This window comes from Actinosynnema sp. NPDC037264 (assembly GCF_055603705.1).
This window is the reverse complement of record NZ_JBVJVK010000080.1, coordinates 1-19490: the sequence shown is the minus strand read 5'-3', so window position 1 is coordinate 19490 and position 19490 is coordinate 1. Positions and strand designations below refer to the sequence as shown.

The 19490-nt window shown below is 71.2% G+C and carries 22 protein-coding genes; 12 read left to right on the top strand and 10 right to left on the bottom strand.

Annotated elements, in window-relative coordinates; all coding sequences use genetic code 11:
• Positions 1-75 precede the first annotated feature (75 nt).
• Complete coding sequence (gene phoU / locus ACZ7GX_RS41600) at positions 76-747, top strand: phosphate signaling complex protein PhoU (protein ID WP_230566287.1); 672 nt, start codon at positions 76-78, stop codon at positions 745-747.
• Between the two features lie 3 nt (positions 748-750).
• On the opposite strand, the gene ACZ7GX_RS41595 is transcribed toward phoU, so the two are convergent.
• The 10 genes from ACZ7GX_RS41595 to ACZ7GX_RS41550 form a co-directional block, all read right to left on the bottom strand.
• On the bottom strand, positions 751-1545 hold the full coding sequence (locus ACZ7GX_RS41595) for an ESX secretion-associated protein EspG (RefSeq protein ID WP_498785636.1): 795 nt from the start codon (positions 1543-1545) through the stop codon (positions 751-753).
• On the bottom strand, positions 1542-3047 hold the full coding sequence (locus ACZ7GX_RS41590; protein WP_498785634.1) for a PPE domain-containing protein: 1506 nt from the start codon (positions 3045-3047) through the stop codon (positions 1542-1544). The genes ACZ7GX_RS41595 and ACZ7GX_RS41590 overlap by 4 nt, the downstream gene beginning before the upstream one ends.
• Before the next feature lie 20 nt (positions 3048-3067).
• Positions 3068-3613: a DUF3558 family protein gene (locus ACZ7GX_RS41585; protein WP_498785632.1), complete on the bottom strand. Its 546-nt coding sequence runs from the start codon at positions 3611-3613 to the stop codon at positions 3068-3070.
• A 12-nt stretch (positions 3614-3625) separates the two neighbouring features.
• Entirely contained in the window at positions 3626-4027 is a 402-nt protein-coding gene (locus tag ACZ7GX_RS41580) for a hypothetical protein (RefSeq protein ID WP_498785630.1), read from the bottom strand.
• A 165-nt stretch (positions 4028-4192) separates the two neighbouring features.
• Positions 4193-4969, bottom strand: a complete 777-nt coding sequence (gene pstB, locus ACZ7GX_RS41575) for a phosphate ABC transporter ATP-binding protein PstB (protein WP_498785628.1) — start codon at positions 4967-4969, stop codon at positions 4193-4195.
• A 10-nt stretch (positions 4970-4979) separates the two neighbouring features.
• Positions 4980-5894, bottom strand: coding sequence for a phosphate ABC transporter permease PstA (gene pstA, locus ACZ7GX_RS41570; protein WP_498785626.1), 915 nt, complete (start codon positions 5892-5894; stop codon positions 4980-4982).
• Positions 5891-6946: a phosphate ABC transporter permease subunit PstC gene (gene pstC, locus ACZ7GX_RS41565; RefSeq protein ID WP_498785624.1), complete on the bottom strand. Its 1056-nt coding sequence runs from the start codon at positions 6944-6946 to the stop codon at positions 5891-5893. The genes pstA and pstC overlap by 4 nt, the downstream gene beginning before the upstream one ends.
• 34 nt (positions 6947-6980) lie before the next feature.
• A complete protein-coding gene (gene pstS, locus ACZ7GX_RS41560) occupies positions 6981-8102 on the bottom strand; it encodes a phosphate ABC transporter substrate-binding protein PstS (RefSeq protein ID WP_498785622.1) in 1122 nt (373 codons plus the stop codon).
• A gap of 194 nt (positions 8103-8296) precedes the next feature.
• On the bottom strand, positions 8297-9175 hold the full coding sequence (gene mshD / locus ACZ7GX_RS41555; protein ID WP_498785620.1) for a mycothiol synthase: 879 nt from the start codon (positions 9173-9175) through the stop codon (positions 8297-8299).
• Between the two features lie 149 nt (positions 9176-9324).
• The gene (locus tag ACZ7GX_RS41550; protein ID WP_498785618.1) at positions 9325-10080 is read right to left on the bottom strand and encodes a winged helix-turn-helix domain-containing protein; all 756 of its coding nucleotides are present in this window, start codon (positions 10078-10080) and stop codon (positions 9325-9327) included.
• A gap of 229 nt (positions 10081-10309) precedes the next feature.
• On the opposite strand from ACZ7GX_RS41550, the gene ACZ7GX_RS41545 reads away from it, so the two are divergent.
• The 11 genes from ACZ7GX_RS41545 to ACZ7GX_RS41495 all read left to right on the top strand — a co-directional run bounded on the left by ACZ7GX_RS41545 (position 10310) and on the right by ACZ7GX_RS41495 (position 19325).
• Entirely contained in the window at positions 10310-11011 is a 702-nt protein-coding gene (locus tag ACZ7GX_RS41545) for an alpha/beta hydrolase family protein (protein ID WP_498785616.1), read from the top strand.
• Complete coding sequence (locus ACZ7GX_RS41540) at positions 11008-11811, top strand: LmeA family phospholipid-binding protein (RefSeq protein WP_498785614.1); 804 nt, start codon at positions 11008-11010, stop codon at positions 11809-11811. Before ACZ7GX_RS41545 ends, ACZ7GX_RS41540 begins: the two co-directional genes overlap by 4 nt.
• The gene (locus ACZ7GX_RS41535) at positions 11811-12236 is read left to right on the top strand and encodes a TlpA family protein disulfide reductase (protein WP_498785612.1); all 426 of its coding nucleotides are present in this window, start codon (positions 11811-11813) and stop codon (positions 12234-12236) included. Before ACZ7GX_RS41540 ends, ACZ7GX_RS41535 begins: the two co-directional genes overlap by 1 nt.
• A gap of 66 nt (positions 12237-12302) precedes the next feature.
• A complete protein-coding gene (locus ACZ7GX_RS41530; RefSeq protein WP_360462167.1) occupies positions 12303-12380 on the top strand; it encodes a putative leader peptide in 78 nt (25 codons plus the stop codon).
• A gap of 104 nt (positions 12381-12484) precedes the next feature.
• The gene (locus ACZ7GX_RS41525; RefSeq protein ID WP_498785610.1) at positions 12485-12940 is read left to right on the top strand and encodes a DUF4395 domain-containing protein; all 456 of its coding nucleotides are present in this window, start codon (positions 12485-12487) and stop codon (positions 12938-12940) included.
• A 40-nt stretch (positions 12941-12980) separates the two neighbouring features.
• The gene (locus tag ACZ7GX_RS41520) at positions 12981-13826 is read left to right on the top strand and encodes a sulfurtransferase (RefSeq protein ID WP_230566273.1); all 846 of its coding nucleotides are present in this window, start codon (positions 12981-12983) and stop codon (positions 13824-13826) included.
• 2 nt (positions 13827-13828) lie between these two features.
• A complete protein-coding gene (locus tag ACZ7GX_RS41515; RefSeq protein ID WP_498785608.1) occupies positions 13829-14131 on the top strand; it encodes a DUF1416 domain-containing protein in 303 nt (100 codons plus the stop codon).
• A 215-nt stretch (positions 14132-14346) separates the two neighbouring features.
• Positions 14347-14982, top strand: a complete 636-nt coding sequence (locus ACZ7GX_RS41510; RefSeq protein ID WP_498785605.1) for a heme-binding beta-barrel domain-containing protein — start codon at positions 14347-14349, stop codon at positions 14980-14982.
• A gap of 123 nt (positions 14983-15105) precedes the next feature.
• Positions 15106-15711, top strand: a complete 606-nt coding sequence (gene pxpB / locus ACZ7GX_RS41505) for a 5-oxoprolinase subunit PxpB (RefSeq protein ID WP_498785603.1) — start codon at positions 15106-15108, stop codon at positions 15709-15711.
• An 11-nt stretch (positions 15712-15722) separates the two neighbouring features.
• Complete coding sequence (locus ACZ7GX_RS41500) at positions 15723-16631, top strand: 5-oxoprolinase subunit C family protein (protein ID WP_498785601.1); 909 nt, start codon at positions 15723-15725, stop codon at positions 16629-16631.
• A 132-nt stretch (positions 16632-16763) separates the two neighbouring features.
• Positions 16764-19325 (top strand): glycosyl hydrolase family 18 protein, encoded by a 2562-nt coding sequence (locus tag ACZ7GX_RS41495; protein WP_498785599.1) that lies wholly within the window; start codon positions 16764-16766, stop codon positions 19323-19325.
• Positions 19326-19490: the final 165 nt, after the last annotated feature.

Sequence of the window (19490 nt, the reverse complement as noted above, 5' to 3'; positions counted from 1 at the left end):
CTGGACGTCTCGGGTTCACCCCGGGTTCACCGGGGCGGGTCGCTACCGCGATGACCTCGCCGTAGGCTGACGCCCATGCGTGAGGCCTACCACGACCAGCTCGGACAACTCGCCGACCAGCTCGCCGACATGTGCGGCATGGCAGGCGACGCGATGGAGCGCGCGACCGCTTCCCTGCTCGGGGCGGACCTAGCCCTCGCCGAGCAGGTGATCGGTGACGACGCCAAGATCGACGACGTGCGCGCCGACATCGAGGAGCAGGCGTACGCGCTGCTGGCGCTGCAGGCGCCGGTCGCGACCGACCTGCGCATCGTGCTCGCGGTGATCCACGCGGCCGAGAGCGTGGAGCGGATGGGCGACCTCGCGCTGCACGTGGCCAAGGCCGCGCGGCGCAGGCACCCGAACCCGGTGCTGCCGGACACGGTGCGGCCGTACTTCGCCGAGATGGGCCGCATCGCGGTCGAGCTGGCGCGTGAGGCGACCGACATCATCCGCACGCAGGACGTGCAGCGGGCGCGGTCGCTGGAGGACGCCGACGACGCGATGGACGACCTGCACCGCCACCTGTTCACGGTGATCATGGACAAGGACTGGGCGCACGGCGTGCCGTCCGCGGTCGACACGACGCTGCTCGGCCGGTTCTACGAGCGCTTCGCCGACCACGCGGTGTCGGTGGCCAAGCGGACCGTCTTCGTGGTCACCGGCCGGATGCCCGGCTACCACGGCGACACCGGCGACGGTTCCTGAGCCTCAGGCGAGCAGGGCGTTCAGCTCCTGCCCGAGCTGTCCCGCGATGCGCGCGTTGTCGGCGGGGGCGTGGGTGAGCCACTTCTGGCCGTCCTGCCCCTGCCGCGTCTGCGACATGTAGCGGCCCTGGTCGTTGTCGAACCACGCGATCTGCGGCGCGCGCTGCTCCCGGCCGTGCCTGCCGCGCACCGTGACGCCGAACTGGCCGGCGCGCAGCCGGGGGCGTTCGAACACCGCTTCCAGCGCCCGGACCTGCGTGCCCGCGGTCGAGCGCGGCGCCATGGTCTGGGTGAAGGTGGCGTTGCCGAAGTCGTCGTCGCGGCGCGGCGGTGGCGGCGCGGACGTCGGCATGGGCACGGTGATCGACTGGCCGGGGCCCGGTCGGGACGGCGGGACGAGGTCCACGATCGTGCGCAGCAACGCGGGCGCCCGCATCAGGTCGACCTTGAGCTGCCGGTCGTCCATGACCGCGAGCGCCGCGTTCTCACCGGCCGCGCCGCCGCGCGCCAGCAGCTGGCGCTCGACGTTGCGCGCGTCGAGCGACGCGACCGCGTTGAGGCTGTAGTCGAAGCGGACCAGCAGGGTGAGCGCTTCCTCCACCTCGGGCGCGACCCGGCCGCGCCGGGCCAGGCCACGCGACTCCAGGTCGCGGTAGACGGCGTTGCGGATGCCGCGCCGCTCGTCGACCGTCTGCCCGAGGTAGGGGAATTCGAACGGGTAGGGACGGCTGCCGAGCCTCAGGTCCTCCCAGAGCATGTCGGCCGCCGCGTGGGACAGGGCGAACGAGAACACGCTCACCCGCCGATGACCGGCGGAGCGACCATCGTGCCGTCGCCGAAGACGTCCTCGGTCTCCACCAGGTAGGACGCGGCCTTGTGCTCCTTGTCCTCGTCGCCCTGGCCGCGTGCGCCACCGGCGCCCGCGCCCATGCCGGCGCCCATGCCGCCGGCGCCACCGCGGCCCGCCGCGCCCGCGCCGCCGAGACCGCCGCTGCCGCCGGGACCGAAGCCGCCGGCCCCGGTCCGGCCCGCCTCGCCGAGCGTGCCCGCGCTGCCGCCGGGGCCGAAGCCGCCCAGGCCGCCGCGACCGGCCGCGGCCATGCCGCCGGGGCCACCGCCGAGCCCGCGGCCGCCGCCGCCTCCGGGAGGACCGCCGGGGCCGCGGTTGCCGCCGCCACCGCCGGGACCGTTCGGGTTGGGACGTCCGCCGGGCGGCATCGGGGGCCGGTTGGGCCCTGTGCCGGGCGGGTAGATGCCGGGCGGGTACGGACCGGGGCCGGGGATGTTGGTGTTTCCACCACCACCGCCGCCACCCCCGCCACCGCCGCCGGGCCCGGGCAGCGTCGAGATGCCGCCGGGGCCGTTCCAGCCGGACTGGTTGGTGTTGCCGCCGCCGGTTCCGCCGCCGCCGGGCAGGCTGAAGTCACCCGTTCCGGTGCCCGTGCCCGTCCCCGTGCCGCTGGGCATGGTCGGCCGGCCGCCGATCTGGCCCGTGCCGGGTTGGCTCGGGTCGCCGCCGCCGGAGCCCGACATCGGCGGTGGCGCCGAGAAGGCGGGCATGGTCGAGCCCGACTCCTGGAAGCTCGTGGACATGGTCGTCATGACTTCGGCCGCACGTTCGTGGGCCTGCTGCTTCTCCTCGAACTTCTGCTCGATCTGGTCGATCGTCTCGGCCCACTTGAACGGGTTGGGCTCGGAGAAGAACATCTTGTAGGCGTCGGCGGTGCTGAACTCGACCGGCTCGGGCATCGCGTTCTTCGCCGTCTCGGCCGCCTGGCTCTGGGAGTACAGCTTGTTGCCGGTGAGCTGCGCGCCCTGGGCGGCGTTGCCGGACCAGGTGGCGACGTTGGTGAAGTAGCCCTGCGCCGACTCCGCCGCCGCGCCCTGCCAGGCGCCCTTGCTGGCGGCCGTGGCGCTGCTCAGGTTGGTCTGCAGCTCGGCGAGGGTGTTGCCGAGCTTGGTCCAGGCCTCGCCCTGCTCGTTGGCCGTGCTCGGGGACATGTTCGTGGTGACCATGTCCTTGAGGGCCTTGTGGTCGTAGCCCAGGTAGTGGGAGCCGGGCGGCGACAGCGGCGGCCGGTAGTTCTCCACCACCTGCTCGAGCTGCTGCTCCTGCGTGGACTGGTTCTGCGCCGACTGCTGCTTGTAGCGGATGTAGTCGAAGATGTTGTTGAAGAGCCCCGGGTTCGCCTCGCTCGCGCGCTCGTACTCCTCGCGCAGCTCGGCATCGGTCTGCCCGGCGTAGGTGACCTGGCTCGCCTGGCTGGTGTCCTGCGGCGGCTGCGAGTTCGGCGGCGTCACGACGTGCTCCCCCCTCTGGGTTACTTCGGCAGCTTCGGTTCGACGGCGGTGGCGACCTTGGTGGCGACCTCACATGCCTCGGCGCCCGAGGTGTTGGAAACGGCGAAGACGTCGACCCTGGACGTCGGCCCCACCTCGACTGCCACCAGACACGAGTTCTTGCTGGCCGGAGCCTCGACAACCCTGGCCTTGCGCGAGCCGATGGAGATGTCGGTCTTCTTGCCGTCACCGACGGCGTCGGCGATCGCAAGTTCAGGCTGTTTCGTAACGCTGGTAAGGCCGAGCGACGGGTACTCAGCGCTGCATTCCTTCTCGTCGACCTTTTCGAGGTTCGAGAGGTTCAGCTGAGACATCAACGGCTCGAGGACCGCGCACGGGTCGAAGTCGGCCAACGAGTCACCACCACCCGACGGCTTGCTGCTACTGGTGGTGGCCTTCGACGTCTGCTCGGTCGTCGTCGCCCCCGTGGGTCCCGGCGTGGCGGTCCCTCCGGTCGTGCAGCCGGTCGCGACCGCACCCAGCACGGCCAACGACAGGACGACGCGAGTCGACAATCCCTTGATCAACTGACTCCACCCTCAGTAGCGCTGGTAGGTGCTGGCGTTCGAGCTGTCGACCTCACGATAGTTCTCAATCGCCTTCTGCAACGCCTCACGTGCCTCGTTCAACGCGGACCGCAGCTGCTCGACCGCCGGGACGATGCCGCTCGTGCCGGCTCCACCTTCGACGCTCTCCTGGTTGTAGCGCGCCATGGCGGTGCCATCAGGGCTGGTGCCGAGCTTGGTCTCCTGGCGGAGCCGGTTGATTTCGCGATCCATCTTGTTGAGGTCCGTGATCGCGCTGTCGATCGCCTTTAGGTAGGCCTCGGCGCCTTCCTGGCTGATGGCGAACGAGCCCGACTCGGCGGCCTGCTTCAGCCCCACCATGTTGGCCGTCATAGCCTGCATGGACTGTGCGCTCAACGCACCTTCCGCCGCCACGGTTACCCCCTGCGAGTCTGCCGATCCCAACGGTCACGGTACCCCCGAACGGGCGACCGTGTCTCGATTTTGACGGCTGGGGCGGGCCCGTGGTTCCCCTGTCACCCGAACGCGCGGAAGCCCTCCCACCGCTGGTGGGAGGGCTTCCTGGAGCCAAGGCGGTGATCAGCCGAAACGGCCGGAGATGTAGTCCTCCGTGGCCTTCTGGCCCGGGTTGGAGAAGATCTTCTCCGTGTCGTCCACCTCGATCAGCCGACCCGGCTGACCGACACCCAGCAGGTTGAAGAACGCGGTCTGGTCGCTGACTCGCGCCGCCTGCTGCATGTTGTGGGTCACGATGACGATCGTGTACTCCTTCTTCAGCTCCGTGATCAGGTCCTCGATCGCGAGAGTGGAGATGGGGTCCAGCGCCGAGCACGGCTCGTCCATCAGCAGCACGTCCGGCTGCACGGCGATCGCCCGCGCGATGCACAGCCGCTGCTGCTGACCGCCGGACAGGCCGCCGCCGGGGCGGTCGAGGCGGTCCTTGACCTCGTTCCACAGGTTCGCCCCGCGCAACGACCGCTCGGCCACCTCGTCGAGCTTCTTCTTGTTCCGCTCGCCCGCGAGCTTCAGCCCCGCGACCACGTTGTCCCGGATGGACATCGTCGGGAACGGGTTGGGGCGCTGGAACACCATGCCGATGGTCCGGCGCACCTGCACCGGGTCGACGGAGGACGCGTAGATGTCCTCGCCGTCCAGCAGCACGGTGCCCTCCACCCGCGCCCCGGGCGCCACCTCGTGCATGCGGTTCAACGACCGCAGCACGGTGGACTTCCCGCAACCGGACGGGCCGATGAACGCCGTCACGTTCTTCGGCGGCACGGCGAGCGAGACACCGTCCACGGCGTGGAACTTGCCGTAGTACAGGTTGAGGTCTTTCACGTCGATGCGCTTGGCCATGACCGCCCGCTCACTTCGTCTTCGGAGCCAGCCACCGCGAGATCACGGTCGCCAGCAGGTTGAACAGCGTGATGATGATGACCAGGGTGATCGCCGCACCCCAGATCCGCTCGAAACCGGCCTGCGTCGGGTTGTTCCGCTCCGACGTCATGAGCAGCGGCAGCGACGCCATCGGCCCTTCGAACAGGTTGTAGTTGATGTACGGCGCGTACGCGGCCAGCACGAGCACCGGCGCGGTCTCGCCCATGACGCGGGCCAGCGCCAGCATGATGCCGGTGATGATGCCGGACAGCGCCGTCGGGATGACGACCTTCACGATCGTCTTCCACTTGGGGATGCCGAGCGCGTAGGACGCCTCGCGCAGCTCGTCCGGCACGATCTTCAGCATCTCCTCGGTGGTCCGCACGATCACCGGCACCATCAGCAGCACCAGGGCGAGGGACACCGCGAACCCGCTGCGGCCGAAGCCGAAGTAGGTGATCCACAGCGTGTAGACGAACAGCGCGGCCACGATGGACGGCACACCGGTGAGGATGTCGACCATGAACGTGGTGGCCCGGGACAGCTTGGACCGGCCGCCGTACTCCACCAGGTACACGCCGACGAACAGGCCGATCGGCACGGACAGCGCACCGCACACGAGGCCCTGCACCAACGTGCCGTAGATCGCGTGGTAGACGCCGCCGCCCTGCTGGCGGCCCAGCAGGCCGGACAGCGACTTCTGCCACCAGTCGCCGTCGAGCACGACCGGGAAACCGCGCTGGATCACCACCCACAGCACCCAGATCAGCGGCACGATCGCGACGAGGAACGCCCCGTACACCAGGACGGTGGCGACGCCGTTCTTGAGCTTGCGCGCGCCGCTGACGCTCTGGAACGTCGGCGGCGTGGCGAGGCGGTTCAGGTCCGCCGTGTCGGTCGTCATTCGTACTCCTTGTGACCGGCGACGATGGACCGGGCGAGGGCGTTGACGCCGAAGGTGAGGACGAACAGCACCAGGCCGGCGGCGATGTAGGCGCCCGCCGTGCGCGGGTCGTTGAACTCGGGCGCGGCCAGCGCGATCTTGGACGCGAACGTCGCGCCGCCGTCGAACAGGCTCCACGCGAACGCGGCGCCCGTGCCGCTGAGGATGATCGTCAGCGCGATCGTCTCGCCGAGGGCGCGGCCCAGGCCGAGCATCGAGGCGCTGACGTAACCCGCCTTGCCGAACGGCAGCACGGTGGTGCGCACGACCTCCCACTTGGTGGCGCCGAGCGCGATGGCGCCCTCCACGTGGGTGACCGGCGTGCGGTCGAACACCTCGCGGCTGACCGCGGTGATGATCGGCAGGATCATCACGGCCAGCACGATGCCGGCGGTGAAGATGGTGCCGCCGAGCTCGATGCTGACGTTGCCCTCGGCGAACAGCGGGATCCAGCCGAGGTTGGCGGTCAGCCACTCGCCGATCGGGGTGAGCACCGGGCCGAGCACGAGCAGGCCCCACAGGCCGAAGATGATCGACGGCACGGCGGCCAGCAGGTCGATGACGTAGGCGAACGGCCGGGCGAGCCGGCGCGGCGCGTACTGGGTGAGGAACAGGGCGATGCCCAGCGCGATCGGCATCGCGATGACCAGCGCGAACGCGGACGACACCACGGTGACCAGGAGCAGGTCGAGGATGCCGTAGCGCATGTCGTCGACGTCGCCGGTGGACCACTCGCGGCTGGTCAGGAAGTTGACCTTGTCCAGGGCGAGCGAGGGGATGGCCTGGAGCAGCAGGAAGACGCCGATCGCCGCGATCAGGACCACGATGAAGATGCCCGACCCCGTGGCCAGGCCTGCGAAGATCCGGTCACCCGGCCGGACGTGGGTCTTCTGGTCGGCTTCCGTGGTCGGGGGAATCGGAGCCTCCGAGTCGGGTCGGGCAGCCGGAACGCCCGCACGGGCACCGGTCGAACCGGTGCCCGCGGGGCGTGGGGCCACTGTGCGGTCGTTCATCGCAATGGCGTTCCCGGGAAGTGTGCCGGCCTGGTCAGGCGATGGCCTTGATGGCGGTCAGCAGCTTGTCCTGGAAGGCCTTCGGCAGCGGAGCGTAGCCCGCGTCCGCCAGACCGTCCTGGCCAGTCGTGGCCGCGACCGTGAGGAACGCCTTGACCGCCTTCGCGGTGTCGGCGTCGTAGCCCTTGGAGCAGACGATCTCGTAGGTGGCCAGCAGCAGCGGGTAGGCGCCCGCGGCGGTGGAGCCGTAGATCGAGTCCAGGTCGAGGACCAGGTCGTTGCCGGCGCCCTTGATGGTGGCGCCGTCGATGGCCTTGCCGACCGTCTCGTTGGTCAGCTCGACCGGGCCGGAGCCGGTGTCGATCTTGGCCAGGGACAGCTTGTTGTCCTGCGCGAACGACAGCTCGACGTAGGTGATGGCGCCGTCGACGGAGCCCGCGGCCTGCGCGACGCCGGCGGACTTCTCCTTGGCCTCGCCGACACCGCCCTTGAACTGCTTGCCGTCACCCTGGGTCCACGCGCCCTTGGAGGCGGCGGTCAGGTACTTCTGGAAGTTGTCCGTCGTGCCGGACTCGTCCGAGCGGTAGACGACCTTGATGTCCTTGTCGGGCAGCGACGCGCCGCTGTTCAGCGCCGCGATGGCCGGGTCGTTCCACTTCTTGATGCCGCCGTTGAAGATCTTGGCGGTCACCTCGCCGTTGAGGACCAGGTCGTTGACGCCCTCGAGCTTGTAGCCCAGCGCGACCGGGCCGAAGACCAGCGGCAGGTTCCACGCCGGGTTGCCCTCGCAGCGCTCGGCCGCCGCGGCGACCTCGCCCTTGCTCTCCGACAGCGGCGAGTCGGAGCCGCCGAAGTCGACCTGGCCCGCGTTGAACTGCTTGACGCCCGCACCGGAGCCGGAGGCGTTGTAGGCGAGGTCGGAGCCCGGGCACTTCGCCTGGTAGGCCTGGATGAAAGTGGCGATCGCGTTCTGCTGCGCGGAAGAGCCCTCGGCGCTCAGCTTCGACTTGCCACCGCACTCGACGGGGACCGACGAATCGCCGGCCGCCGACGTCGAACCCGTGCCGGGGGCGTTGTTGTCGCTGCCACACGCGGTGAGCAGAAGCGCACCGGCCGCGATCAGGCCGAGTACGGCGCCGTGTCGCTTGGTCTTCACCTGGGAGTCCTCCAGCTACGGAAGCGGGTTTCGCGGCGAAGCCCCGCCGCTCGACACGGACGGTAGGTAGCGAGGGTGGACAGGCACCCAGGAGAAGGTGAACGACGGGTGAACACCACACGGGAAGTGACCGAGTACACCGCCTTTTGGGTGTCCCGTGACCTGCACGTTTGCATGGCGTGATGGGTTTGTCACTACCGGGCGTATTGGACGTCCGAGTCCCAGCGCGTGAAGCCCAACCGGTCGTACACGGCCAACGCCGCAGCGTTGTCGGACTCGACGTACAGCATCACGTCGGTGAGCCCGGCCGCGCGCAGGTGCGCCAGGCCCGCGAGGGTGATCGCCTTGCCGAGGCCGCCGCCCTGCGCGTCCGGGTCGACCCCGACCACGTACACCTCGCCGAGCTCGGCGGTGTGCGCCTTGGTCCAGTGGAAGCCGAGCAGCCGCCCGTCGTCGTCGACCGCGAGCAGGAAGCCGGCCGGGTCGAACCACGGCTGCTCTTCCTTCTCCCGCACGTCCTCGATGCTCATCGCGCCCTGCTCGGGGTGCCACGCGAACGCGCGGTGGTTGACGTAGACCACCGCGGCCTCGTCACGGCCCGGCACGAACGAGCGCAGCGCCACGCCGGGAGGCAGCACGGGTTCGGGCAGGTCGGCGTCCAGCGGGCGGCGCAGGCGCAGCAGCTCGCGGACCTTGCGGTAGCCGAGCTTCGCGGCGAGCGCCGCGGCGCCGGGGTGCCCGCCGTGCGACCAGATCCGCAGGGGCTTGGCGCGGTCGGCCACGGCTTCGACCAGCGCGGCGCCGTGCCCGCGACGGCGGTGGTCGGGGTGCACGGCGAGTTCCGCGACCTCGTTGCCGTCGGAGTCGCCGAAGACGTCCAGGTGCAGGTAGCCGACGAGGGTCGCGCCGTCACGGGCGAGCAGGTGACGGCTGCCGCGCGCGTCGGGGCGCAGGCGCAGGACGACCGCCTCGCCGATCGGGGCCACGCCGTCGGCGGCTTCGGCCGCCCCGAGCAGACCGCTGACCTCGTCGGCCTGCTCGGGGGACAACACCTCGAACCAGGTCAATTCCACACCGAAAACCTACCCGGAGCTCGCCCCGCGAGGTCGCGTCGGTCGTTCGCGACTCATTTTCCGGCGATCACGCTTTTCGATCGTCGGGAAATCAGGCGCGAGCGGCCGACTTCCAGGCGACCTCGCCGCCGTCTGCGGAGCAGCGGCAATCAAACACCGTAGATCAGCTCGGCGTCGTCGATCGTCGTCTCGGGCGCGTCGATCGCGTGGTCCACGCGGCGGGCGCTGCCCGGGCGCGGGGGCCGCACGAACTTGTAGCCCACGTTGCGCACGGTGCCGATGAGCGACTCGTGCTCGGGGCCCAGCTTGGCGCGCAGGCGCCGGACGTGCACGTCCACCGTCCGCGTGCCGCCGAAGAAGTCGTAGCCCCAGACCTCCTGCAGCAGCTGCGCGCGGGTGAACACGCGGCCCGCGTGCTGCGCCAGGTACTTGAGGAGCTCGAACTCCTTGTAGGTCAGGTCGAGCGGGCGACCGCGCAGGCGGGCCGTGTAGGTCGCCTCGTCGATGACGAGCTCGCCGAGCTGGATCGAGCCGTCGCCGCCGGGCTGCGTGGTGCCGCGCCGGGAGCGCACCAGGCGCAGGCGGGCGTCCACCTCGGCCGGGCCGGAGGTCGGGAGCAGGATCTCGTCCACGCTCCAGTCGGAGTTGACCGCGACCAGGCCGCCCTCGGTGACGACCGCCACCACGGGCACGTCCACGCCGCTGGAGTCGAGCAGCCGGCACAGGCTGCGCGCCGCGACCAGGTCGGTCCGGGCGTCGACCAGCACGATGTCGTGCGGACCGGCTTCCAGCAGCGCCGAGACCTCCGGGCGCAGCGGCCGCACCTCGTGCGGGAGGAGCGACAGCGCGGGGAGAACCGCCTCGGGGTCGGAGTCGGTGGTCAGCAGCAGCACATCGATACTCATCGCGGCGCCCTCTCGTTCGGCCGGTGCTTGGTCACCGACCAGGCACAGGCGAAGTACGGTGACCGGGCCCCGTTGCCTGCGGATGACGGAGACGATACCGGTGCACACCACGAAAGACCCAGGTCAGCAGGACAGAGTCACAGTTGTTTCCACAAGCGTCACGCCTGTTACATCCATGTCACATGACGCCGTCCTCCTGCGCGGTGTGCATGTGAGATCGACACCGACCGTGACGGATCTCGCATTCGTGGTGGGTCACGGCTTCACGAACCACGTCCGCAAGCCGTTCGTGTCACGCGTGTTGCACCGGTTCGCGAGGCACGGCGGGGTCGTCGCGCTGGACTTCCGGGGCCACGGCCGCTCCGCCGGGCGGTCCACCGTCGGCGGTGACGAAATCCACGACCTCGCGGCCGGGGTGTCGCTCGCCCGCGAGCTCGGCTACCGGCGGGTGGCGACCGTCGGCTTCTCCATGGGCGCGTCCGTCGCCCTGCGCCACGCGGGCCTGCACGACGAGCGGCCGGACGCCGTGGCGGCGGTCAGCGCGCCCTCGCGCTGGTGGGTGCGCGACACGGTGGCGATGCGCCGCGTGCACTGGCTGCTCGAACAGCCGCACGGCAGGCTCGCCGCCCGCGCGCTGGGCGTGCGCCTCGGCCCACCGTGGCGGACCGCGCCGGAGAGCCCGCTGGAGGTGGTGCACCGCATCACCCCGACCCCACTGCTGATCGTGCACGGTGAGCAGGACCACTACTTCGGCCCGGCTCACGCCGTCGCGTTGCACCGGGCCGCGGGCGGCGACGCCGAGCTGTGGCTGGAGCCGGGCGTGCGGCACGCCGAGTCGTCGATGACGCCCGCTCTGGTAGACCGGATCGCGACCTGGTTGGCCGAACGCACCTCGCAGCACCACCCGGACCGGACAAAGGGCAGGCGATGACCGCGACCGACACGAACCGCCGCCGTTCCACGCGCGGGCGCAAGCTGATCATCGCCGCGCTCGTCGTGGGCGCGCTGCTGGTCGCCGCCGACTTCGCGCTGGCCGCGGTCGGCGAGTACCAGGTGGCGCAGAAGATGCGGGAGAAGTTCGGGCTCAGCGAGGACCCGTCGGTCCGGATCAACGGCTTCCCGTTCATCACGCAGGCGATCGGCGGCGACTACCGCGACATCGAGATCAGCGCCACCGGCGTGCCGGTGCGCGACCAGCTGCGCGACCTGGAGATCCGGGCGAACCTCAAGCACACCCGGATCGGCCTGTCGGACCTGCTGGCCGGCAACACCCGCGACGCGCGGATCGACCAGGTCAAGGGCAGCGTCAAGATCAAGGTCAACGACCTGAGCCGGCTGGTCAACCAGATCACGCCGTTCACCGACCTGGCGATCGACCCGGACAAGCGCACCAAGGTCACGGACGGGCAGGCGCCGGACCCGACGGTCGCGGCGGTGCGGCTGTCGGGCAAGACCAACGTCGCCGGCCGCGACCTCCGCATCACCGCGTACGGGACGGTGTCGCTGGTCAACGGCCAGGTGATGATCGCGGTGAACGACGTCGAGCTGGACGACATGGCGCTGGACGGGCTGGACGCGGTGCTCGGCGTGGTGCGCGAGGCGTTGAGCGTGACCATCGACCCCGGCGCGCTGCCCTTCACGGTGACACCGACCGCGGTCAAGGTGGAGAGTGGGGCCTTCACCGTGGAAGGCGCGATCAACGACATCCTCCTGGACCAGGGCGGCGGCTGATGACCGGTGTGTGGGCGTTGTTCGGCGCGGTCGCGGTCGTCGCCGCGGTCGCCGTGGCGCTGCGCGCCCGGGACGGCCGCGTGCGCGTGGCGAAACCGCACCAGGGCCTGCCCGCGCCCGTGCGCGACCTGATCGACCCGGGCGTCCCGGTGACGTTGGTGCAGCTCTCCACGACGTTCTGCGCGAACTGCCGGCAGGCCCGCACCGTGCTCGAGGACCTCGCCGGCCGCACCGCGGGGCTGCGGCACGTCGAGCTCGACGTGACCGACCTGCCGGAGGTCGCCGCCGACCTCGGGGTGCTGCGCGCGCCGACCACGGTGGCGCTGGACGCCTCGGGCGCGGAGCTGCTCCGGGTCGGTGGCGTCCCGAAGGCGGACCGCCTCATTGCGGCTTTGCGCCCACACCTGCCTGGCCCGATCGGGTGAACCTCGGTATTCCCACGCCTTGGACGCCACTCCCGACAGCAGGGACGAGCGGCTAGTCTCGAACCCATGACCACGCTGCTGACCAAGCGACTCGCGGTGGACCTGTGCCGCGTGCGCAGCAGCCTGTGTCGCGCGGCGCGCTGACCGGGCGGTTCCCGGCGGCCCGCACACCCTTGACGGTGGTGCGCGCCTGCCCCTAACACCGCCTGAGACGGACTACCAGTCTTGTCCACCGTCAGGAGGTCGCCATGCCTTTAGATGCCACCGCCACCAAGGACGCGCCGGTCGACCCGCGCGGCCCGCGGTTCAGCGCCTGGATCACCACCGCCATCCTGGCGGTCGTCCTGCTGACCGGCTCGTGGCGGCTGCTCGCCGCCCAGACCGTGCTCTTCGCGATGTGCGCGTTCATCTCGCTGAAGCTCAACCCGTGGGGCCACGTCTACCGGTTCGCCGTGCAGCCGAGGATCAAGCCGACGGCCGAGCGCGAGGAGGCCGCCCCGCTGCGGTTCGCGCAGGGCGTCGGGTTCGTCTTCGCGCTCATCGGCACGATCGGCTACACCACCGGTTTCACCGCGCTCGGAGTCGTCGCCACCTCCGCCGCACTGGTCGCCGCGCTGCTCAACGCCGCGGTCGGCCTGTGCCTGGGTTGTGAGCTGTTCCTGCTCCTGCGCCGCTACGCACCCGCGCTCGCCCGACCCCAGTGACACCAAGTCGCAGTCAGAACGAAGAAATTGGAGCAGCTCGATGAGCCGTGAAGACGTCCTGGTCTCGGCCGCTTGGTCCGAGGAGAACCTCAGCGCGCCCGGCGTGGTGTTCGTGGAGGTGGACGAGGACACCACCGCCTACGACGGCGGCCACATCCCGGGCGCGGTGAAGATCGACTGGAGGAACGAGCTCCAGGACCCGGTGCGGCGCGACTTCGTCGACCGCGCGGGCTTCGAGAAGCTGCTGTCCGCCAAGGGCATCTCCAACGACGACACGGTCATCCTGTACGGCGGCAACAACAACTGGTTCGCCGCCTACGCCTACTGGTACTTCAAGCTCTACGGCCACGACGCCGTGAAGCTGCTCGACGGCGGCCGCAAGAAGTGGGAGCTCGACGGCCGCCCGCTGGACAAGGAGCAGGTCGAGCGCCCGGCGACGAGCTACACCGCCCAGGAGCAGAACCTGGCGATCCGCGCGTTCCGCGACGAGGTCGTCGACGCGATCGGCAACAAGAACCTGGTCGACGTGCGCTCGCCCGACGAGTTCTCCGGCAAGCTGCTCGCGCCCGCCCACCTGCCGCAGGAGCAGGCGCAGCGCGCCGGCCACATCCCGAGCGCGATCAACGTGCCGTGGAGCAAGGCGGCCAACGAGGACGGCACGTTCCGGTCGAACGAGGAGCTGGCCGAGATCTACGGCGAGGCCGGTTTCGACGGCTCCCGCAAGACGATCGCCTACTGCCGCATCGGCGAGCGCTCGTCGCACACGTGGTTCGCGCTGCACGAGCTGCTCGGCCACGAGGACGTGAAGAACTACGACGGTTCCTGGACCGAGTACGGCTCGCTCGTCGGCGTGCCGGTCGAGCTCGGCAGCGGCAAGGAGGCCTGATCATGAGTCTGGACGGTTGCGGCGCGCCCGAGCAGGGCGTCGACATCCAGGTCGGCGCGAACGAGGTCGTGCTGTCCGGCAAGGTCCGGTCCGAGGGCGCACCGGTCGGCGGCGCGTTCGTGCGCCTGCTGGACGCCTCGGGCGAGTTCACCGCCGAGGTCGTGTCCTCGGCCGACGGCGACTTCCGGTTCTTCGCCGCGCCGGGCACGTGGACGATCCGCGCGCTGCACCGGTCGGGCAACGGGCAGGCGTCGGTCAGCGCGGACGGGCCGGGCGTGCACCCGGTCGAGGTCGCGGTGGCCTGACACCACACCCCCGAGACCCGGGGAGCGCACGGGCTGCCCCCGGCGCTACCCCTCGCCGACCCCGGTGGCGTTCGCCACCGGGGTCGGCGGCTTCCGGGCCCGGGTGCCTAAACTGGGCGGGTGGAACACTTCTTCACAGGACTGCTGGTCCTCGTGTCCCTGCTGGTCGTGTGGTTCGCCGGGTACGTGGTGTACCGCCTGTTCTCCGACCAGCGGTGAGCGACAACGGGCCCGTTCCGGGCAGTGGTGACGCGGCCGTGCAGGCCGCCGCTTCGCGCGCCTCGGTGACCGGGGCGCGCAACCTGCCGCAGTTCGACGACCTGCCGATCCCGGCGGACACGGCGAACCTGCGCTCCGGACCCTCGCTGCACGACGCCTGCCTCGCGCTGCTGCCGCTGGTCGGCGTGTGGCGCGGCGAGGGCGAGGTCGTGTACCCGACGATCGACGGCCCGTTCCGGTACGGGCAGCAGATCACGTTCGCGCACGACGGTCGGCCGTTCCTGTACTACGAGGCGCGGGCCTGGCTGCTGGACGAGGACGGCGGCGTGATCCGCCAGGCGGCGCGGGAGACGGGCTTCTGGCGCCCGCAGCCGGACGACACGATCGAGGTGCTGATCACGCACAACACCGGGATCGTGGAGCTGTACTACGGCAAGCCGCGCAACCAGACGTCGTGGGAGATGACCACGGACGCGGTGGTGCGCACGGCGACCGCCAAGGAGGTCGTCGGCGCGCAGCGGCTGTACGGCATCGTCAACAACGGCGACCTGGCGTACGTCGAGGAGCGGGCCATGGTCGGCCAGCCGCTCCAGCCGCACACCTCGGCACACCTGCAGCGCGTCGTCGGCTGAGTTCGATTGCCGCCGAAGCCGGCCACCACGCGAGCGATCGACTTCCGGGCGACCGAGCCGCCGTCTGCGGAGCAGCGGCAGTTCAATGCTGATTGTTCAACAATCCTCATCTAACCTGTACCCATGCAGCTGCGGCGTTGCGGCACGGACGGCGTGCTCGTCGAGGTGGACTCGCTCGGCGAGGTGGAGGCCGTGCGCGCCGCCGTCGCCGCGGCCGACCTGCCCGACCTGGTCGAACTCGTCCCGGCCGCCCGCACCGTCCTGGTCGTCACCAGGCCGGGTGGCGCGGCGGCGGTGCGGAAGCTCCTGACCGCGGCGGACCTCGTCCACCACTCCGAGGTCGACGGCGACGAGGTCGTCATCGAGGTCCGCTACGACGGCCCGGACCTGGACCTGGTCGCCGAGACGGCGGGCCTGACCGCGGCCGAGGTGGTCGAGCTGCACACCGGCGCGGAGTACCGGGTCGCCTTCTGCGGTTTCGCGCCCGGCTTCGCCTACCTGACCGGCCTGCCCGAGCCGCTGCGCCAACCGCGCCTGGACTCGCCGCGCACGAAGGTCCCGGCGGGCTCGGTGGGCGTGGCGGGCGAGTTCACCGCCGCCTACCCCCGCGCCACCCCCGGCGGCTGGCGGCTGATCGGCCGCACGGACGCGCCCCTGTTCGACCCGCGCCGCCCCACCCCCGCCCTGCTCACCCCCGGCGACCGCGTCCGCTTCGAGGCCGTCCGATGACCACCCACCCCGTGAGTCCTACGTCCAGCGCACGGGTGCCCCACGTCCAGGACCCCCGAAGCCAACGCACCCTCACCGTCCTTCGCACGGGCCCGCAGACCCTGGTCCAGGACCTGGGCCGGCCCGGCAACGCGCACCTGGGCGTCCCGCCTTCCGGGGCCCTCGACCTCCCCTCGCTCACGCTCGCCAACCGCCTGGTCGGCAACCCCGAGGGCGCCGCCGGCCTCGAAGTGCTCCTCGGCGGCCTCGCCCTGCGCGCCAACGCCTCCTGCACCGTCGCCGTGACCGGCCCGTCGACACCGGCCCTGGTCGACGGCGTCCCGCGCGACTCGCCGCTGCACCTGGCGCCCGGCGACACCCTCACCCTCGGCACGCCCAGCGGCGGCCTCCGGTCCTACCTCGCGGTGTCCGGCGGCATCGCGGTCCCGGCCGAGCTGGGCAGCCGGTCCACCGACCTGCTCTCCGGCCTCGGCCCGGCCCCGCTGCGACCCGGCGACGAACTGCCCCTCGGCGACCCGACCGGCGTGCCGGTGGGCGTGGACGTGCTGGTGCCGACGCGCACCCCGGACGAGCTGGTCGTGCCCGTCCTGCTCGGCCCACGCGACGACTGGTTCGACGACCCGGCGCGCCGACTGCGGGACGGCCGCTGGACGGTGTCCGACCGCAGCAACCGCGTCGGCATCCGCCTCACCGGCACCGCGCTGGACCGGACCGCGTGCCGGGTCGGGCAGGAGCTGCCGAGCGAAGGCCTGGTGACCGGCGCGGTGCAGGTGCCGGCCGACGGTCGGCCCGTGGTGTTCCTCGCCGACCACCCCACGACCGGCGGTTACCCGGTGATCGGCGTGGTCGCCGCGCACGTCCTCCCGCTGCTCGGGCAGGCCGGGCCCGGCACCCGCCTGCGCTTCGCGCCACACGGCTGAACGGACGCAATTGGTCTAGACCCATTGTCAACGACCGCCGCACGACCTACCTTCGGCAGCGTCCCGGAAAAGACCGGCACGACCAGGCCGCCGTGGTTCTCGACTGTCCCCGTACTCGAGAGGCACACCCTGATGCGCCGACCGTTCACCGCACTCCTGGCCTTCCTCCTGGCCACCGCAGCGCTGTCCGCACCGGCCGCCGCCGCGACCGGCTTGACCGCCACGTTCAGCAGGACCGGCGCCACCGGCACGTTCGTGGTCGCCAACCCGACGACCGCCGCCGTCTCCGGCTGGTCGATCAAGTTCGACCTGCCCGCGGGCGTCACCGTCAGCGGCGCGCAGCACGCCACCACCACCCAGACCGGCACGCGGGTGACCCTGACGCCCGCGTTCTACATCGGCACCATCCAGCCGGGCCGCACCACCGACCCGTACAGCCCGACGTTCACCCTCAGCCAGGCCGTCGACCCGACGTCCTGCGCGGTCAACGGCGCGAACTGCGACGGCAGCGGCCCGCCGCCACCGCCGCCCGCGCCGACCACGGCCGACTTCAGCCTCACCGGTTCCACCGGCAAGTTCGTGGTCAACAACAACACCGACGCGGTGCTCGCCGACTGGTCGATCACCTTCACCCTGCCCGCCGGCGTCACGGCGAGCGGCGCGCAGCACGCCACGATCAGCCAGACCGGCACCGCCGTCACGCTCAACCCGGTGCACTACAACCGCAGCGTGGGCGCCCGCCGCTCCACCGAGCCGTACAGCCCGACGTTCACCCTCAGCCGGGCCGCCGAGCCGGTCACCTGCCGGGTGAACAACGCCAACTGCGACGGCACGCCCGACACACCGCCCACCCCGCCCGCCGACCTGCACTCGCCGGTGCGGACCACCAAGACCGTCTCCCTGGCGTGGACCGCCTCGGCACCCGGCTCACTCCCCGTCGCCGGGTACGAGGTGTACAACGGCGCCACCCTGGCCACCGCGGTCACGTCCACGAGCACCACCGTCACCGGCCTCACCCCGAACACCGCCTACGCCTTCACGGTCAAGGCCAAGGACACCAAGGGCACGCTGTCCACCGCGTCGAACGTGCTGGCCGTGACCACGAACAACCCGGCCGACGACACCCAGCCGCCGACCGCGCCGACCAACCTGCGCAGCACCGCGAAGGACGCCGGCAGCGTCACGCTGAGCTGGGACGCGGCCACCGACAACCGGGGCGTGGCCAACTACGACGTCTATCAGGGCGCCGCGGTGAAGGCGACCGTCACCGGCACGACGGCGCGCGTCGACGGCCTGTCGCCGTCCACCGCCTACACCTTCACCGTCCGCGCCCGGGACCTGTACGACAACGTGTCGGGGCCGGGCAACGCCGTCACGGTGTCGACCTCGGACATCGTCGACGGGTACGCGCGGGTCGGGTACTTCGTGCAGTGGGGCATCTACGGCCGGCAGTACTTCGTGAAGAACCTCGACACCAGCGGCACGGCGGCGAAGCTGACGCACCTGAACTACGCGTTCGGCAACATCGACCCGGTCAACCTGACCTGCCTGCACGGCGTCACCAAGGGCACCTCACCCGACCCGCAGGACCCGAACCAGGGCGACGGCGCGGGTGACGCGGAAGCCGACTACAGCAGGCCGTTCAGCGCGGCGCAGTCGGTGGACGGCGTCGGCGACACCGGCTGGGAGCCGTTGCGCGGCAACTACAACCAGCTGCGCAAGCTCAAGGCCAAGCACCCGCACCTGAAGGTGCTGATCTCGCTGGGCGGGTGGACCTACTCGAAGTACTTCTCCGACGTCGCGGCCACGGACGCGGCGCGCAAGAAGTTCGTCAAGTCCTGCCTGGACGTCTACATCAGGGGCAACCTGCCCGTCTACAACGCGGCGGGCGGCCCCGGCACGGCGGCGGGCATCTTCGACGGCATCGACCTCGATTGGGAGTGGCCGGGCGCGGAGGGGCACGCGGGCAACCACATCGGGCCGAACGACAAGCAGAACAACACGCTGCTGATCGACGAGTTCCGCCGGCAGCTCGACGAGCTGAGCCGGGAGACCGGCAGGCGGTACGACCTGACCGCGTTCACCCCGGCCGACCCGGCGAAGATCGACGCCGGGTGGGACCTGCCACAGGTGGCGAAGTCCCTGGACGTCTTCAACGTGCAGGGCTACGACTTCCACGGCGCGGGCAGCGACAACTCGTGGGAGCCCAACCGCACCGGCCACCAGGGCAACCTCTACGCCGACGTGGACGACCCCTACTCGTTCCACTTCAGCGTGGAGAACGCGGTGAACGCCTACACCTCGGTCGGCGTGAACCCGCGCAAGATCACCATCGGGCTGGCGTTCTACGGCCGCGGCTGGCAGGGCGTCCAGGCCGGCGCGAAGAACGGCGAGTGGCAGTCGGCCACCGGCGCCGCGCCGGGTCAGTTCGCCGAGGAGGCGGGCACGCGCGGCTACTCGAACCTGCTGGCGAGCGTGCCCGGCTGCGCGGTGCACCACGACGAGGCCGCCGTGGCGACGTCCTGCTTCACCGGCAACGGCGGGCAGTGGTGGACGTTCGACGACGTGTGGGCGATCCAGAAGAAGACCGCGTGGCTCAAGCAGCGCGGCCTGCTCGGCGCGATGATCTGGGAGATGTCCGGCGACACCGCCAACGGCACCCTGATCAACGCCGTGGACGCCGGCCTGCGGTGAGCGGGTGGCCCCGGGCTCGACCATCCCGGGGCCACCACTCGCGCCTCACCACCACGCCTCACCACCACCCGCGAGGGGGGGGGGGGGGGGGGGGGGGGGGGGGGGGGGGGGGGGGGGGGGGGGGGGGGGGGGGGGGGGGGGGGGGGGGGGGGGGGGGGGGGGGGG